At 71.4% G+C, this 15,435-nt stretch carries 15 protein-coding genes; 14 read left to right on the top strand and 1 reads right to left on the bottom strand.

Annotation, left to right across the window (positions count from 1 at the left end):
• Positions 1 to 15 precede the first annotated feature (15 nt).
• From AC07RM_RS08465 to AC07RM_RS08450, 4 genes are all read left to right on the top strand, one after another.
• Positions 16 to 1,125: a YeeE/YedE family protein gene (locus tag AC07RM_RS08465; RefSeq protein ID WP_495334180.1), complete on the top strand. Its 1,110-nt coding sequence runs from the start codon at positions 16 to 18 to the stop codon at positions 1,123 to 1,125.
• A gap of 82 nt (positions 1,126 to 1,207) precedes the next feature.
• Positions 1,208 to 2,236, top strand: coding sequence for a MerR family transcriptional regulator (locus AC07RM_RS08460; RefSeq protein WP_495334179.1), 1,029 nt, complete (start codon positions 1,208 to 1,210; stop codon positions 2,234 to 2,236).
• Between the two features lie 102 nt (positions 2,237 to 2,338).
• Positions 2,339 to 3,052, top strand: a complete 714-nt coding sequence (locus tag AC07RM_RS08455) for a phytanoyl-CoA dioxygenase family protein (RefSeq protein ID WP_495334178.1) — start codon at positions 2,339 to 2,341, stop codon at positions 3,050 to 3,052.
• Positions 3,053 to 3,114: 62 nt separating this feature from the next.
• Positions 3,115 to 3,516 (top strand): PaaI family thioesterase, encoded by a 402-nt coding sequence (locus tag AC07RM_RS08450; RefSeq protein ID WP_495334177.1) that lies wholly within the window; start codon positions 3,115 to 3,117, stop codon positions 3,514 to 3,516.
• An 18-nt stretch (positions 3,517 to 3,534) separates the two neighbouring features.
• On the opposite strand, the gene AC07RM_RS08445 is transcribed toward AC07RM_RS08450, so the two are convergent.
• Positions 3,535 to 5,667: a M14 family zinc carboxypeptidase gene (locus AC07RM_RS08445; protein ID WP_495334176.1), complete on the bottom strand. Its 2,133-nt coding sequence runs from the start codon at positions 5,665 to 5,667 to the stop codon at positions 3,535 to 3,537.
• A 134-nt stretch (positions 5,668 to 5,801) separates the two neighbouring features.
• Here AC07RM_RS08445 and rrtA point away from each other — a divergent pair, with 134 nt between their 5' ends.
• From rrtA to kdpE, 10 genes are all read left to right on the top strand, one after another.
• Positions 5,802 to 6,398 carry a rhombosortase gene (gene rrtA / locus AC07RM_RS08440; protein ID WP_398497295.1) on the top strand — a complete coding sequence of 199 codons (597 nt, stop codon included), beginning with the start codon at positions 5,802 to 5,804 and terminating at the stop codon, positions 6,396 to 6,398.
• A 122-nt stretch (positions 6,399 to 6,520) separates the two neighbouring features.
• Positions 6,521 to 6,643, top strand: a complete 123-nt coding sequence (locus AC07RM_RS08435; protein WP_256223059.1) for a hypothetical protein — start codon at positions 6,521 to 6,523, stop codon at positions 6,641 to 6,643.
• Positions 6,640 to 6,738 (top strand): K(+)-transporting ATPase subunit F, encoded by a 99-nt coding sequence (gene kdpF / locus AC07RM_RS08430; RefSeq protein WP_057593567.1) that lies wholly within the window; start codon positions 6,640 to 6,642, stop codon positions 6,736 to 6,738. The genes AC07RM_RS08435 and kdpF overlap by 4 nt, the downstream gene beginning before the upstream one ends.
• Position 6,739: 1 nt before the next feature.
• A complete protein-coding gene (gene kdpA / locus AC07RM_RS08425; RefSeq protein WP_495334175.1) occupies positions 6,740 to 8,545 on the top strand; it encodes a potassium-transporting ATPase subunit KdpA in 1,806 nt (601 codons plus the stop codon).
• Positions 8,546 to 8,558: 13 nt separating this feature from the next.
• On the top strand, positions 8,559 to 10,655 hold the full coding sequence (kdpB, locus tag AC07RM_RS08420; RefSeq protein ID WP_093355182.1) for a potassium-transporting ATPase subunit KdpB: 2,097 nt from the start codon (positions 8,559 to 8,561) through the stop codon (positions 10,653 to 10,655).
• Positions 10,656 to 10,667: 12 nt separating this feature from the next.
• On the top strand, positions 10,668 to 11,249 hold the full coding sequence (gene kdpC / locus AC07RM_RS08415) for a potassium-transporting ATPase subunit KdpC (RefSeq protein WP_296793449.1): 582 nt from the start codon (positions 10,668 to 10,670) through the stop codon (positions 11,247 to 11,249).
• Between the two features lie 61 nt (positions 11,250 to 11,310).
• Positions 11,311 to 11,718, top strand: coding sequence for a hypothetical protein (locus tag AC07RM_RS08410; RefSeq protein WP_093355188.1), 408 nt, complete (start codon positions 11,311 to 11,313; stop codon positions 11,716 to 11,718).
• Positions 11,708 to 11,845, top strand: coding sequence for a hypothetical protein (locus AC07RM_RS08405; protein WP_296793447.1), 138 nt, complete (start codon positions 11,708 to 11,710; stop codon positions 11,843 to 11,845). Before AC07RM_RS08410 ends, AC07RM_RS08405 begins: the two co-directional genes overlap by 11 nt.
• A 25-nt stretch (positions 11,846 to 11,870) precedes the next feature.
• Positions 11,871 to 14,630: a DUF4118 domain-containing protein gene (locus AC07RM_RS08400; RefSeq protein ID WP_495334174.1), complete on the top strand. Its 2,760-nt coding sequence runs from the start codon at positions 11,871 to 11,873 to the stop codon at positions 14,628 to 14,630.
• A 5-nt stretch (positions 14,631 to 14,635) separates the two neighbouring features.
• Complete coding sequence (gene kdpE, locus AC07RM_RS08395) at positions 14,636 to 15,328, top strand: two-component system response regulator KdpE (RefSeq protein WP_093355193.1); 693 nt, start codon at positions 14,636 to 14,638, stop codon at positions 15,326 to 15,328.
• Positions 15,329 to 15,435 lie beyond the last annotated feature (107 nt).

Raw genomic sequence — 15,435 nt, 5'->3', positions numbered from 1 at the left:
CCCTAGAATCGCCGCATGTCTGTCGAGCAGGTCTCCCTCCTCACCTCGTTCGCGCTCGCGGCCGCCTTCGCGCTCTCGGCCGTGTTCGGCGCCGTGGCGCGCGCCACGCGTTTTTGCACCATGGGCGCCATCAGCGACGTGGTCAACCTCGGCGACTGGACGCGCGTGCGGCAATGGGCCGCGGCCGGCGGCGTCGCGCTGATCGGTTTCTCGGCGCTGGTGTTCGCGGGCTGGGTCGATGCCGACCGCACGCTCTATGCATCGAACCGCATCCTCTGGCTCTCGGCGCTGGTCGGCGGCCTGCTGTTCGGCTTCGGCATGGTGCTGGCCTCGGGCTGCGGCAACAAGACGCTGGTGCGCGTCGGCGGCGGCAGCCTCAAGGCGCTGGTCGTGCTGCTGGTGATGGGCATCGCGGCCTTCGCCACGCTCAAGGGCATCACCGCCGTGCTGCGCGTGGCCACCGTCGACGCGGTGCACCTGGAGCTGGCCGTCAATGCCTCGCTGCCCGAGGTGCTGGCCGGCGCGCTGCGCATGCAGGCCGCGCCGCTGCGGCTCGCGATCGGGCTGGTCGCGGGTGGCGCGCTGATCGCCTGGGCCACCTGGGGCCGGCGCGATGCGCGCAGCCTCGCGGGCGGGCTCGCCATCGGCGCACTGGTGGTGGCCGCCTGGTGGCTCAGCGGCCACTGGGCCGTGGTCGAGGAGCATCCGCTCACGCTCGAGCACGTGTTCCTCGCCACCAACTCCGGCCGCGCCGAGGCGCTGAGCTTCGTCACGCCCGTGGCCTATGCGCTCGACTGGCTGATGTTCTACAGCGACGCCAACAAGCTGCTGACCCTGGGTATCGCCTCGGTGGCCGGCGTGATCGTGGGTGCCGCCGCGCAGGCGCTGTGGACGCGCGAGTTCCGCTGGGAGGGCTTCGCCGGCAGCGGCGACCTCGCGCACCACCTGGGCGGCGCCGTGCTGATGGGCATCGGCGGCGTCACCGCCATGGGCTGCACCATCGGCCAGGGCTTGAGCGCGCTCTCCACGCTGAGCCTCGCGAGCCTGCCGGCGATCGTCGGCATCGTCGCGGGCGCGGTGGCGAGCCTCAAGTACCAAGCCTGGCAGTTACAGCGCGACCTTTGATCGCGTTGCGCGCGCCATGCTTGACCCGGCCCCTGCGGCCACCTCGATAAACACGGCATCGCAGCAAAACCGAGGTGATCCCGTGACCCCTTCTTCCCGTTTCCTGAATCCGTCCGAGGCCGCGCGCCGGCTCGGCGTGTCCGCCAAGGCCCTGCGGCTGTACGAGCAGCGCGGCCTGCTGGTGCCGGCGCGTACGGCCGCAGGCTGGCGTTCCTACGGGCCCGCCGAGATGGCGCGCGCCACCGAGATCGTCGCGCTGCGCGCGCTGGGCCTCAGCCTCGCGCAGGTGGCGCGTGTGCTCGAGGGCGATGCGCAAGGGCTGGCGCCGGCCCTGGCAGCGCACCAGGCGGCGCTCGAAGCCAAGGCGCGAGAGCTCGACGCCACGCTGGAGAAAGTGCGTGGCCTGCGCGACGAACTCGCGCGCGGACGCCTGCCCGCGCCCGGCGAACTCGCGCGCCTGCTGCAGCCCGACACCCGGCCCGCGCTCGAATTCGAGCTGCCCTGGCCCTGGGGCGGCGAACGCTTCGCGCTGAGCGACATCCGGCCCATCAACCACATCGTCGGCCCGCTGGGCAGCGGCAAGACGCGGCTCGCGTTGCGCATTGCCGAGCGGCTGCCGGGCGCGATCTTCCTGCCGCTCGACCGCGCCGAGGGCGATGCCACCGCCACGCGGTTGCGTGAAGACGCCGCCCTGCGATCGCGCGTCGATGCCGCGCTGGCCTGGCTCGTGGAGGACGGCGCCACCGGATCCGAGGCCCTGACCGCGCTGCTGGCCGGCCTCGAGGCCGAAGGCCCCGCCGCCATCGTCGTCGACATGGTGGAGCAGGGCCTCGACCACGCGACCCAGGAAGCGCTGATCGCCCACCTGCGCCGCCGCGGTGCCGAGGCGCGGCCGCTGTTCCTGCTCACGCGATCGAGCGCTTTCCTCGATCTCGCGGCGGTCGGCGCGCACGAGTCGATCCTGCTGTGCCCGGCCAACCACAGCCCGCCGACCTATGTCGCGCCCTTCGAAGGCGCACCGGGCTACGAGGCCGTTGCCACCTGCCTCGCGACGCCCGAGGTGCGCGCGCGCACGCAGGGCGTGATCGCGTGGCGGCCGAAGGTGGCCTGAGAACGACCCGCTCCCGATCCTGCCGGCGCGCATGTCGGATCCCGCTGGCTGACGCCGGGCCGTCAGCGTGTTCCACTGCCGGGAGTTCCCCTGGATGCTTTCATGAGCCCCACGCAGATCGATCATTTCAGGACCCACGGCTGTCTCCACCTCGAAGGCTTCCACCCGAAGCCCCGCGTGGCTCCGCTGCGCCAGAAGCTGCGCGACGAACTCAAGCGCCTGGCCGGCGCCAAGGGTGGCCTGAGCGCGGTGCAGCGCCTGCCGCTGTTCCAGCAGATCGGCAAGCTCTCGGCGCTCGTGAACCTGCCCGGCTTGCACGAGGCGCTGGTCACGCCGGCGTTGCTCGACTTCATCGCGAAGCTCGGCCACCGCGCCCCGCCGTCCGCCGCCGCCACGGGCCACCCGGGCACGCAGCTGCTGCTGTCGCCGCCAGGGCAAGGCGACTGGACCCTGCAGGCCCTGAACTGGCATGTGGACCTCGCGGCGCGGCCGCAGGATACGCTGCCCGGCGTGCAGGCCTTCTTCCTGATCGACGACGTGGCACCGCATGGCGGCGCCACGCTCGCGCTCGCGGGCTCGCACCGCATCGACACGCGGCGGCCGGCCTCGGATTCGCAACCCGCGCTGCGCGAACTGCTCAAGGACCCGGCGGACCTGGAGCGCCGCCTGGGCGAGCAGGGCCTGGCCATCGTCGAGATGTGCGGCCGCGCCGGCGACGTGTTCCTGATGGACATGCGCGTGCTGCACACGCCCTCGGTCAATGCGACGAAGCAGCCGCGGATGATGGCGACCACGCGCTGCATCTTCGGCACCTGACGCGCCGCGACGAGACGCCGAGGCGTCAAGGCCGCGCGCATCGGCCACGCGAAAATCCCCGCATGGACATCGAAAAATTCCCGAGCGCGCTGATGCACACCATCGGCTTTTCGCAGCTGCTGCGCAGCGATGCCGAGGCCGGCCTCGCGCGCGTGCGCTTCACCGCGCGGCCCGAGTTCGCGCACAGCAACGGCACGGTGGTGCAGGGCGGGCTGGTCACCGCATGGCTCGATTGCGCGATGGCCTTCGCGGTGAACGCGAAGGACGCTGCGGCCGGCCTCGCGAGCCTCGAGCTCAAGATCTCGTTCCTCGACCGGGCCGACGTCGCCACTTTCGAGGCCGAGGCGCGCATCCTGCGCTGGGGCCGCAGCGTGGTGTTCCTCGAGGCCGACCTCTGGTCGCTCGATGGCCGGCTGATCGCGCGCGCCTCGTCCACCGGCAAGCTCGTGCGACGAGGCGCCTGAGCGCCCCGCCGCGCGCGATCAGCGACGCCGCCGGCGCGCGGCCACCAGGCCCGCCACGCCGAGCGCGGCCAGCGCCAGGTCGACCAGGTCCAGCGCGCCGCCGCTCCTGCGGAAGGGGAATGCGATCGGCATCACCGGCTGTTCCGGCGTCACCTCGGGCGCGGCCTTGACGTTCAGGAACGCGGCCGACACCGAGCCGGGCTTGTCGTCCTCGTTGATGCCCTGCACGTAGACCATGTGGCGGCCCGGTGCGAGGCCCGTGGTGTCGAGCATGCCGCTCGCGGTCCGGGTCGCTTCCTCGAGGCCGGGGCTGGCCTGGTCCGAGGCCGAGAGCGCCAGCGGGATGCCGACCGCGCCGGCCTCCCACGGCAGCTTGCCGACATAGGCCAGCGCCGTCTTGATCTTCTTGACGACCGGCACCGGCGGCGCCGGAATGTCCGACTGGCCAGGCTTCGAATAGAGGTAGCGGTTGTCGTCCACGGTCGCGGTGACGAGCGCCTTCGTTCCCGCCTGCACGGCCTCGGCGGCGATCTTCACGTCGACCGTGTCCGGTCCCTGCGGCAACTGGTAGGGCCGGTACAGCACGCGGCTCAGGTAGTGGAAGCCGTTGAAGTTCTCGGGATAGACCTCCTTGTTGAAGTTGTCGCAGCTCTCGTAGAAGGAGCGGCCCATCTCCACCGTGTACGAAGGCGCGCCCAGGTAGCCGTAGACGGCGTCCTTGGTCGTTCCCTCGGTGTCGTAGCCGAGCACCTGCTGCGCCGAATACTTGTTGTGATAGGCCATGCGCTGCGCGATGGTGGCCAGCCCGAGGTTGTTGGGCGTCTGGATGTTGTTCTCGTTCTCGGAGCGCCGCACGCCCCAGGACCAGAGGATGGCGCGCGCCGCGCTGTGCAGGTCGATGAACACCCCGCCGCCGTAGTTCTCGTCGGCGCCGGTCTTCCAGTCGAACTCGCCGGCACCGCCGTTGTCGCGGTTCTGCGCGTTGCAATAGGTCGCGCTCTTGGGCCGCCCGTCGGGCAGCGCGCCGCCCTCCCACTTGCAGGCGGCCTGGTTCCAGCTGCCGCGCACGTAGTCGAGCACCACCTGCGTCTCGGGCTCGGAAACGGCCGCGGTGCCGCGATAGTCCTCGGCGCACTGGTTGTCGGAAGCCCCGGGCCCGCCCGTGCGCCAGCCGAAGGGGTAGTTGCGGTTCAGGTCGACCCCGCCGCTGCGTGCGGTGCTGCAGGCGGCCGTGGCGTAGTTGGTGTTCTTGCGCTGCCGGGCCGTGATCTGCTGCTCGGCGATCGAGCGGCCGTCGGGGTTGTGGACGACGAAGTGGTAGCGGTTGGTGTCGAGCATCATGCGGGCGTTCGCATCGGTCTCGTAGTTGTCGAGCAACCACTCGATGTACTTCATGCCGACTTCCTGCGGGGCGTACTCGCGGGCATGGATGCCGCCGGTCCAGACCATGTTCGGCGGCTTCTGCGCCTGCGCGTCCTGCTTCTCGAAGTTGCCGGCCACGATCACGCGGATCGGGTAGGGCTCGGTGGGAAACAGGCTCAGGTTGAAGGTGTTGAGAACGCTCGCGGGCAGGTACTTGACCAGCAGGTTGACCCAGGACGAATTCGTGTTGTTGTCGGAGTCCGTGCCGGGTTGCCGGTACTGGCCGCCCATCCAGGTCTTGCCGAGCGTCTGCACCTTCACCAGCTTCGGATACTTGGCGGCCAGCTCGTCGAAGCTGCTGTAGACCTGCCCGACGGTGCGGTAGCAGGCCGCATGCGAACCGCCGTCGGAGATCTTCTTCGTGCCCGGCGTGGTGTCCGGTGCGGGCGAGGCCTGCTTGCCCACGCCCTTGGTGATGTAGTCGCGGATCCGGGCCGTCTCGGCCTCGTTGATCTGCACGGGAAGGCCCAGCATCCGCAGCTGCGCCAGTTCGCCCGGGCCGACCTCCGCCGACACCGTGCGGGCCTTCTGGTCCACGTAGGCATGGTCGAGCAGCCGGGTCAGGGCGTTGAGATCGTTGTCGCTGGCGTAGGGCACGACGATCGAATAGACCTGGACCCAGTCGCCGGTGTCGGGCGATTGCGCCGACACCGGATGGCCGGCCGCGATGGCGGCGGCGAGCACGATGGACCATTGCGTGGGACGTGAGATGCGATGACTGATCCTCATGACAATTCCCCTTGTTTTGTTGAACAAAAATTGGCCGACCACAGCTTGAAGGCCCATCGGCCGGGGTTCGATAGTGATTACCCGGATTCCGCGCGCGGGCAGGCTGTGGAAGTCGCGCCGATACACTGCCGCGCATGCAAGACCCGCCGTCCTCCTCGCCGGTGCCCGCGCGCTGGCGCGGCCCCGTCGTGCTCGCGAGCCTGATGCTCGCGCTGCAGGCGGGTGGCGAGCCGGTCTACGAGGCACTGCGCTACGAGCGCTCGGCCGTGCTCGGCGGACAACTCTGGCGCCTGCTCACGGCGCACCTGGTGCACCTCGGCTGGACGCATTGCCTGCTGAACCTTGGCGGGTTGGCCGTGTGCGCGGCGTTCGCGAAGGACCGCGCCGGCGCGCGCGCCTGGGCCGGCGCCTTCGTCGCGCTGGCGCTCGGCGTGAGCGCCTTGCTGCTGCTGGCATCGCCCCGGGTCGCGGACTACGCGGGGCTGTCGGGCGTGCTGTACGGCCTGTTCGTCTGGGTGCTCGCGCCGCAGGCCTGGCGCGGCGACCTGCCGGCCCGGCTGGCACTGGCCGTCGTGGCGGCCCGCATCGGCTGGCAGCTGTGGAGCGAGCCCACCGAGGCACAGCGTGCACTGATCGGCGGCGAGGTGCTGGTGCAGGCGCATCTCTATGGCGCGGCATGCGCCGTGCTGCTCGTGCTCGCGCAGGCGCCGCGCAGCCGTTCCCCCGCCTGATCCAAAGCCGCCCCGGGCGGCGTTTTTACGCTTTCTTTACGGCCCCCCCACCGACTCTTTCCCCCGTTTTGACGCGCATCTGCCGAGACTGCAATTCATCTTTTTGATAGCAGGAGTGATGCATGGACATCGTCTGGATGAGCGCCTTGCTGGCGCTATGGGTCGTGGTGGCGGCCATGGTCGTCGGGCTGAACCGGCTCGAGGGACCGAACCCGCCGGCAGCCAAAGAGGGAGACGCATCGTGATCGGCCTCGACGTCCTCTACGGCTTCGGCGCGCTGATCGCCGTGGTGCTGTTCGCCTACCTGGTTTTCGCGCTGATCTGCGCCGAGGAGTTCTGAGATGAGCGCCTCGGCCTGGGGCCTGCTGGCCCTCTTCTTCGCGCTGCTCCTGCTGCTGGCCTGGCCGGTCGGCAGGTTCCTCGCGGCGCTGTGCAACGAACGCGTGCCGCGCTGGATGGCGCGCGTCGAATCCCCGTTCTACAAGCTGGCCGGCGTGGCGCCGGCGCAGTCGATGAACTGGCGCGTCTACGCGATGGCGCTGCTGGCCTTCAACACGGTCGGCGCGATCGTGGTCTACGGCCTGCAGCGGCTGCAAGGGCTGCTGCCGCTCAACCCGGCCGGCATGGGCGCGGTGTCGCCCGACTCGGCCTTCAACACCGCCGTGAGCTTCGTCGCCAACACCAACTGGCAGGGCTACGCGGGCGAGTCGACGATGAGCTACCTCACGCAGATGCTCGGCCTCACGGTGCAGAACTTCGTGTCGGCCGCGACCGGCATCGCGGTGGCGTTCGCGCTGGTGCGCGGCTTCGCGCGCCGCGGCGAAGGCCAGGGCAAGGGCCTGGTCGGCAACTTCTGGGCCGACATCGTGCGCGTCACGCTGTGGGTGCTGGTGCCGATCTCCTTCGTGCTGGCGGTGGTGCTGGTGGGCCAGGGCGTGATCCAGAACTTCGACGAGTACAAGGCAGCGACCACGCTCGAGACGACCGCGTTCCAGCAGCCCAAGGCCGGCCCCGATGGCCAGCCGCTGAAGGACGACAAGGGCGCGCCGGTGATGGAGGACGCCACCACCACCACGCAGACGCTGGCCATGGGCCCGGTCGCCTCGCAGGAGGCGATCAAGATGATCGGCACCAACGGCGGCGGCTTCTTCAACGCCAACTCGGCGCACCCCTACGAGAACCCGACCGCGCTGTCGAACCTGCTGCAGATGCTGGCGATCTTCCTGATCCCCGCGGCGCTGTGCTTCACCTTCGGCCGCGTGGTGGGCGACATGCGCCAGGGCTGGGCGGTGTTCGCGGCGATGGCGATCATGTTCGTGGTCGCGGTGATGGTGCTCACGCCCGCCGAGCAGGCCGGCAACCCGCTGCTCGGCCCGCTGGGCGTCGACCAGGTGGCGAGCACGCTGCAGTCGGGCGGCTACATGGAAGGCAAGGAAGTGCGCTTCGGTATCGACGCCTCGGCGCTGTTCGCCGCCGTGACCACGGCCGCCTCGTGCGGCGCGGTCAACCTCATGCACGACTCGCTGACGCCGATCGGCGGCATGGTGCCGCTGGTGCTGATGCAGCTCGGCGAGGTGGTGTTCGGCGGCGTCGGCTCGGGCCTGTACGGCATGCTGATCTTCGCGATGCTCGCGGTGTTCATCGCCGGGCTGATGATCGGCCGCACGCCCGAGTACCTCGGCAAGAAGATCGAGGTGCGCGAGATGAAGCTGCTGTCGATCGCGATCCTGGTGACGCCGATCCTGGTGCTCGTGGGCACCGCCATCGCGGTGGTCTCGGGCGCGGGCAAGGCCGGCATCGCCAACCCCGGCGCGCACGGCTTCTCCGAGATCCTCTATGCGCTGACCTCGGCCGCCAACAACAACGGCAGCGCCTTCGCGGGCCTGTCGGCCAACACGCCCTTCTACAACGCGCTGCTGGGCCTGGCGATGTGGTTCGGCCGCTTCGCGATGATCGTGCCGGTGCTCGCCATCGCGGGTTCGCTGGCCGCCAAGAAGCGTCTTCCGGTCACGGCCGGCACGCTGCCCACGCACGGGCCGCTGTTCGTTTCCCTGCTGATCGGCACCGTGCTGCTGGTCGGTCTGCTCAATTACGTGCCGGCATTGGCCCTCGGGCCGATCGTCGAGCACCTGGTGCTCTGGAAGTAAGGAGGAGCACGTCATGACCACAACCAAGACTTCCCTGTCGCTGTTCGACGCGGCACTGGTGCGCCCCGCGCTGCGCGGCGCCTTCGCCAAGCTGAACCCGCGCACCCAGTGGCGCAACCCGGTGATGTTCATCGTCTACATCGGGAGCATCCTCACCACGCTGCTGTGGATCCACACGCTGAGCTTCCCGGGCGACACCGGCATGTCGCCGACCTTCGTGCTCGCGGTCACCGTGTGGCTCTGGTTCACGGTGCTGTTCGCCAACTTCGCCGAGGCGCTGGCCGAGGGCCGCAGCAAGGCCCAGGCCGCCTCGCTGCGCGGGCTGCGCAAGGACACCTGGGCCAAGAAGCTGGCCGAGCCGCAGCGCGACGCGAAGTGGCTCCCGGAGCAGGCGCCCAACCTGCGCAAGGGCGACGTGGTGCTGGTCGAGGCCGGCGACGTGGTCCCGCTCGACGGCGAGGTGATCGAAGGCGTGGCCTCGGTCGACGAGAGCGCCATCACCGGCGAATCGGCACCGGTGGTGCGCGAGTCGGGCGGCGACTTCTCGGCCGTGACCGGCGGCACCCGCGTGTTGTCCGACTGGCTGGTGGTGCGCATCGCGGTGAACCCGGGCGAGTCCTTCCTCGACCGCATGATCGGCATGGTCGAGGCCGCGCGCCGCCAGAAGACGCCCAACGAGATCGCGCTGACCATCCTGCTGGTGGCGCTCACGCTGGTGTTCCTGATGGTCACGGTCACGCTGCTGCCGTTCTCGGTGTTCAGCGTGGAAGCCGCGGGCGCCGGCACGGTGGTCTCGCTGACCGCGCTGGTCGCGCTGCTGGTGTGCCTGATCCCCACCACCATCGGCGGCCTGCTGTCGGCCGTGGGCGTGGCGGGCATGAGCCGCATGATGCAGGCCAACGTGATCGCGACCTCGGGCCGCGCGGTGGAAGCCGCCGGCGACGTCGACGTGCTGCTGCTCGACAAGACCGGCACCATCACGCACGGCAACCGCCAGGCCAGCGCCTTCCTGCCGGCGCCCGGCGTCACCAAGGCACGCCTCGCGCGCGCCGCCATGCTGGCCTCGATGGCCGACGAGACGCCCGAGGGCCGCAGCATCGTGGAGCTCGCGCGCCGCGACGGGCTGGAACCCGCGCCGGTCGAGGACGCGCGCTTCGTGGCCTTCACCGCGCAGACCCGCATGAGCGGCGTCGACCTGCCGGCCGCGCCGAACAGCCTGGACACCGATCCCATCGTGCTGCGCAAGGGCGCGGTCGAGGCGGTGCGCCGGCACGTCGAGGCGCTCGGCGGCACGATGGCGCCCGAGCTGCTGCGCGCCTCCGAGGAAGCCTCGCGCCGCGGCAGCACGCCGCTGGCGGTGGCCGAGGGCGACCGCGTGCTCGGCATCGTCGAGCTCAAGGACATCGTCAAGACCGGCATCAAGGAGCGTTTCGCCGAGCTGCGCCGCATGGGCATCAAGACGGTGATGATCACCGGCGACAACCGGCTCACCGCCGCCGCGATCGCGGCCGAGGCCGGCGTGGACGACTTCCTGGCCGAGGCCACGCCCGAGGACAAGCTGGCGCTGATCCGCAAGTACCAGGCCGAGGGCCGGCTGGTCGCGATGACCGGCGACGGCACCAACGACGCGCCCGCGCTCGCGCAGGCCGACGTGGCGGTGGCCATGGGCAGCGGCACGCAGGCCGCGAAGGAGGCCGGCAACATGGTCGACCTGGACTCGAACCCGACCAAGCTGCTCGAGGTGGTGGAGACCGGCAAGGCGCTCTTGATGACGCGCGGCTCGCTGACCACCTTCTCGATCGCCAACGACGTGGCGAAGTACTTCGCGATCATTCCCGCGATCTTCGTCTCGACCTATCCGCAGCTCGCGGCGCTCAACGTGATGCGCCTCGCGAGCCCGTCGTCGGCCATCCTGTCGGCGGTGATCTTCAACGCGCTGGTGATCGTGTTCCTGATCCCGCTGGCGCTCAAGGGCGTGCGCTACCGGCCGGTGGGCGCCGCCGCGCTGTTGCGCCGCAACCTCGCCATCTACGGCCTGGGCGGCCTGCTCGTTCCCTTCATCGGCATCAAGCTGATCGACTGGCTGCTGGTCGCCATTCACCTGGTCTGAGGAGTTCCCATCATGAGCAACACCACCGGCGGCATCGTCCGCCCCGCCATCGTCGTCTTCGCGCTGCTGAGCGCGCTCACCGGCCTGATCTACCCGATGGCCGTCACCGGCGCCGCCAAGGCGGCCTTCCCCGCGCAGGCGGCCGGCAGCCTGATCGTGCTCGACGGCACCACCGTCGGCTCGAAGCTGATCGGCCAGAACTTCAGCGACCCCAAGCACTTCTGGGGCCGCCCCTCGGCCACCGCGCCGCAGCCCTACAACGCGAGCGCCTCGGGCGGCGCGAACCAGGGCCCGCTGAACCCGGCGCTGACCGACGCCGTGAAGGCGCGCGTGGAAGCGCTGCGCGCGGCCGACCCGGGCAACACCGCGCCGGTGCCGGTCGACCTGGTGACGGCCTCGGGCAGCGGCCTCGACCCCGACATCAGCCCCGCCGCGGCGCGCTACCAGGCGCAGCGCGTCGCGCGCGAGCGCGGCCTGCCGCTGGGGGAAGTCAACGCGCTGATCGATCGCCAGACCCAGCAGCCGCTGTGGGGGCTGCTCGGCGAGCCGCGCGTGAACGTGCTGGCGCTGAACCTCGCGCTCGACAAGCGCTGAACCCCGCATCGCAATCCGCAACCCGCAACCCGCAAAGCAGATCCAGGCAAAGGAGACCTGTATGGCCTACGCCGCTTACCGTGAACATCCCGTGTATTTCCGAAGTCCCGCCGCGGCCGGTGCCGCGATCGCCGCCACGGCGGCGCCGGTGCCGGCCGCTGCCCGCAAGGCCGGCGGCGACAGCTTCCACGTGCTCGACGTCACCGTCAGCTGTGCCGACGCGCTGCGCGTGCGCCGCAGCCTGGCCGGCTGCGCCGACGCCGGCGTGGTGCGCTGCGAACCGCTGCTGCACGGCTGCAGCTCGCAGGAGAGCGACGCACCCTGCGTGCGGCTGATGATCCGCCTGCCGATGCGCAGCTACGCCGACGTGCTGCACCGGCTGATCGAATGCGTGCCCTCGGGCGAGATCGGCCGGCTGGTGAGCTGGCGCGAGCACCTCGCGCGCTGCGGACTGCGCCATGGCCACTGACTGGTTCCATGCGCTGCTCGCGCTGGCGGCGCTGTTCGTGCCGCTGGGCTTCGCCTGGCTGGTGCTGTCGCGCACCGCGCGGCGCCACGAGCACCGCGCCCGGCGCAAGGACGGTGCCGCGCGATGAGCCGATGCGCTAACCTGCGCTCCCGATGAGCGAGCTGTCCCGCCCCGACCCCGACGCGCTGATCGCCCAGCTGCGCAGCGACGAGGCGCGCGCGCGGCGCGGCAAGCTGCGCATCTACTTCGGCGCCAGCGCCGGCGTGGGCAAGACCTGGGCCATGCTGAGCGCCGCGCAGCGCGAGCGCAAGGCCGGGCGCGACGTGCTGATCGGCGTGGTCGAGACCCACGGCCGCGGCGAGACCGCCGCGCTGCTGGCGGGGCTCGATGCCCTGCCGCTGCGCGAGATCGCCTACCGCGGCCGCACGCTGGCCGAGTTCGACCTCGATGCCGCGCTGGCGCGCCAGCCCGCGGTGCTGCTGGTCGACGAGCTGGCCCACACCAACGCGCCCGGCTCGCGCCATGCCAAGCGCTGGCAGGACGTGCAGGAGCTGCTGGCCGCCGGCATCGAGGTCTGGTCGGCGCTCAACGTGCAGCACCTCGAGAGCCTCAACGGCACGGTCGGCGCCATCACCGGCGTGCGGGTGCACGAGACCGTGCCCGACTCGGTGCTCGACGAGGCCGACGAGGTGGTGCTGGTCGACGTCACGCCCGACGAGCTCACGGCGCGGCTCGCGGCCGGCAAGGTCTACCTGCCGCAGCAGGCCGAGCGCGCGGCGCAGAACTTCTTCCGCAAGGGCAACCTGATCGCGCTGCGCGAGATCGCGTTGCGCCGCACCGCCGAGCACGTGGAGGACGACGTGCGCGGCTGGCGCATCGAGCAGTCGGGCCCGGGCGCCGGCGGCCACGGCAAGGGCACCGGCCTGCAGGCCTGGCACACCTCGGGCGCGATCCTCGCGTGCGTCGGCCCGCACGAGGGCGCGGCACAGACGGTGCGCACCGCGGCGCGGCTCGCGGGCCAACTCAACGTGCGCTGGCATGCCGTGTACGTCGAAACCCCGCGGCTGCAGCGGCTGGCCGCGGCCGAGCGCGACCGCATCCTCGCGGTGCTCCAGCTGGCCGAGGAGCTGGGCGCGGCCACCGCGGTGCTTACCGGTTCCGACGTGGCCGAGCAGCTCGCCGAGCAGGCGCGCCGGCTCAACTGCGCGACGCTGGTGCTCGGGCGCGCCGAGCCGGCCACCGGCTGGCGTCGCCTGTGGATGGCGGCGCAGGTGCCGCTGGCGCGCGCGCTCGCGCAGCTGGCGCCGGCGCTCGACATCCTCGAGGTGGGCCGCGCCGACAGCGCGCGGCGGCTGTCGCGCTCGCCGCTGGGGGCAGCGGGGGCCCGCATCGACAGCGACGACCACGAGAAGGCGCCGATCCACTGGCCCGGCTATGCCTGGGCCGCGGCCACCAGCGTGGCGCTCACGCTGCTGTGCACGCCGCTGACCGGCGTGCTCGAGCTGTCGAACATCGTGATGCTGTTCCTGCTCGGCGTGGTGGGCGTGGCGATGCGCTTCGGGCGCGGGCCCTCGGCGCTGGCGGCGCTGCTCAACGTCGCGGCCTTCGACTATTTCTTCGTGCCACCGCGGCTGTCGTTCGCGGTCAGCGATGTGCAGTACGTGCTGACCTTCGCGATCATGCTGGGCGTGGGCCTGCTGGTGGGCCAGCTCACGGCCGGGCTGCGCTTCGCGGCCGGCGTGTCGACCAGCCGCGAGCGCCGCGCGCGCTCGCTGTTCGAGCTCACGCGCGAGCTCTCGGCCGCGCTCGAGAGCACGCAGGTGGTCGCGCTCGGCGCGGCCGCGGTGCAGGGCCACTTCGGCGGCAATGCGCTGGTGCTGGTGACCGATGCCGCCGACCAGCTGGTGGCGCCGCCCGATCCGCCGCCGGGCTTCGACGCGCAGGTGGCCGACTGGGCCTTCCGCCACGGCCAGAGCGCGGGCCTCGCCACCGCCACCCTGGCCGCGCAGCCCTGGCACTACGTGCCGCTGCAGGCGCCGATGCGCGTGCGCGGCGTGCTCGCGCTCGAGCCGGCGCAGCCGCGCTGGCTGCTGATCCCCGAGCAGGCGCAGCAGCTCGACACGCTGGCGCGGCAGATCGCGATCGCGCTCGAGCGCGTGCACTACGTGGAGGTGGCGCAGCAGGCGGTGGTCGAGATCGAATCGGAGCGGCTGCGCAATGCGCTGCTGGGTGCGATCTCGCACGACGTGCGCACGCCGCTGACCGCGCTGATCGCGCTGGCCGAATCGCTGCAGACCTTGCCGGCGGAAGAACACGCCGAGGCGGCGCGCGCGATCGTCGCGCAGGCGCACGAGCTGCATGCGCTGGTCAACAACCTGCTCGACATGGCACGGCTCGAGAGCGGCATCGCGGGCGGCGCGGTCAACCTGCGGCGCGACTGGCAGTCGGTCGAGGAGGTGGTGGGCTCGGCCATCCGCGCGGCGCGCACCGCGCTCGGCGCCACCGTGGTCCAGACCGCGCTCGATGCCGGGCTGCCGCTGGTCGAGTTCGATGCGGTGCTGATCGAGCGCGTGCTGGTGAACCTGCTCGAGAACGCCACCAAGTACGGCGCGCCGCCGATCGTGGTGGGCGCGCGCGCCGAGCCCGGCACGCTGGTGCTGAGCGTGCGCGACCACGGCCCCGGCCTGCCCGCGGCGCTGCTGGGCCACGAGCAGAAGCTGTTCGACAAGTTCACGCGCGGCGAGGTCGAATCGGCCACGCCGGGCGTGGGGCTGGGGCTGGCGATCTGCAAGGCGGTGGTGAGCGCCCATGGCGGCGAGATCGTGGCCGCCAACGCGCGCGGCGGCGGTGCAGAATTCACGGTCACGCTCCCGCGCCGGGAGCCGCCCGAACCGGCCGAAGCCCCGCTCTGACCCCCATGCCAGCCCCCACCGCCATCGTGATCGAGGACGAGCCGCAGATCCGTCGCTTCGTGCGCGGCGCGCTCGAGGCCGAGGGCTGGCTGGTGCACGAGGCCGGCACGCTGCGCGATGGCCTCGCCGCGGCCGGCACGCGACAGCCCGACCTGCTGGTGCTCGACCTGGGCCTGCCCGACGGCGACGGCGTCTCGCTGATCCGCGACGTGCGCGGCTGGTCGGCGGTGCCGATCATCGTGCTGTCGGCGCGCAGCGACGAGGCCGACAAGATCGCCGCACTCGACGCCGGCGCCGACGACTACCTGACCAAGCCCTTCGGCACCGGCGAACTGCTCGCGCGCGTGCGCGCCAACCTGCGGCGCCCGCGCGCGGCCAGCAGCGAGGAGGTGCCCGAGGCGCTGTTCCGCTTCGGCGAGATCGAGCTCGACCGCGCCGCGCGCATCGTGCGCCGCGCGGGTGCCGAGGTGCACCTCACGCCGACCGAGTACCGGCTGCTGTCGGTGCTGGCCGCGAACGCGGGGCGCGTGCTGACGCAGCGCCAGCTGCTGCGCGAGGTCTGGGGACCGTCGCACACGGACCAGAGCCACTACCTGCGGATCTACATGGGGCATCTGCGGCAGAAGCTCGAGGACGATCCGGCGCAGCCGCGGCATCTGCTGACGGAGACTGCGGTGGGGTATCGGCTGGTCGTGTAGGGCGCGTCTTTCTTGAAACCCGATGACGAGTCGGGGCGCGTGCACAGGACAGCGGGTACTTCCCTCCGCGAATGTCCCCCGGCCTTCGGCCTCCTCCTTGATTTCGC

Source organism: Variovorax sp. GW821-FHT09B05 (genome assembly GCF_059418265.1).
Note: the sequence above shows the minus strand (reverse complement) of the source record. Positions and strands in the feature narration are given on the sequence as shown.

Excerpts from the sequence above, each read along its gene's own strand:
- kdpA (WP_495334175.1), top strand. The coding sequence starts at position 6,740 with ATGAGCGCCTCGGCCTGGGGCCTGCTGGCCCTCTTCTTCGCGCTGCTC.
- AC07RM_RS08445 (WP_495334176.1), bottom strand. The coding sequence starts at position 5,667 with ATGAGGATCAGTCATCGCATCTCACGTCCCACGCAATGGTCCATCGTG.
- AC07RM_RS08410 (WP_093355188.1), top strand. The coding sequence starts at position 11,311 with ATGGCCTACGCCGCTTACCGTGAACATCCCGTGTATTTCCGAAGTCCC.
- AC07RM_RS08465 (WP_495334180.1), top strand. The coding sequence starts at position 16 with ATGTCTGTCGAGCAGGTCTCCCTCCTCACCTCGTTCGCGCTCGCGGCC.
- AC07RM_RS08450 (WP_495334177.1), top strand. The coding sequence starts at position 3,115 with ATGGACATCGAAAAATTCCCGAGCGCGCTGATGCACACCATCGGCTTT.
- AC07RM_RS08400 (WP_495334174.1), top strand. The coding sequence starts at position 11,871 with ATGAGCGAGCTGTCCCGCCCCGACCCCGACGCGCTGATCGCCCAGCTG.
- kdpE (WP_093355193.1), top strand. The coding sequence starts at position 14,636 with ATGCCAGCCCCCACCGCCATCGTGATCGAGGACGAGCCGCAGATCCGT.
- AC07RM_RS08405 (WP_296793447.1), top strand. The coding sequence starts at position 11,708 with ATGGCCACTGACTGGTTCCATGCGCTGCTCGCGCTGGCGGCGCTGTTC.
- kdpB (WP_093355182.1), top strand. The coding sequence starts at position 8,559 with ATGACCACAACCAAGACTTCCCTGTCGCTGTTCGACGCGGCACTGGTG.
- AC07RM_RS08455 (WP_495334178.1), top strand. The coding sequence starts at position 2,339 with ATGAGCCCCACGCAGATCGATCATTTCAGGACCCACGGCTGTCTCCAC.
- AC07RM_RS08435 (WP_256223059.1), top strand. The coding sequence starts at position 6,521 with ATGGACATCGTCTGGATGAGCGCCTTGCTGGCGCTATGGGTCGTGGTG.
- kdpC (WP_296793449.1), top strand. The coding sequence starts at position 10,668 with ATGAGCAACACCACCGGCGGCATCGTCCGCCCCGCCATCGTCGTCTTC.
- rrtA (WP_398497295.1), top strand. The coding sequence starts at position 5,802 with ATGCAAGACCCGCCGTCCTCCTCGCCGGTGCCCGCGCGCTGGCGCGGC.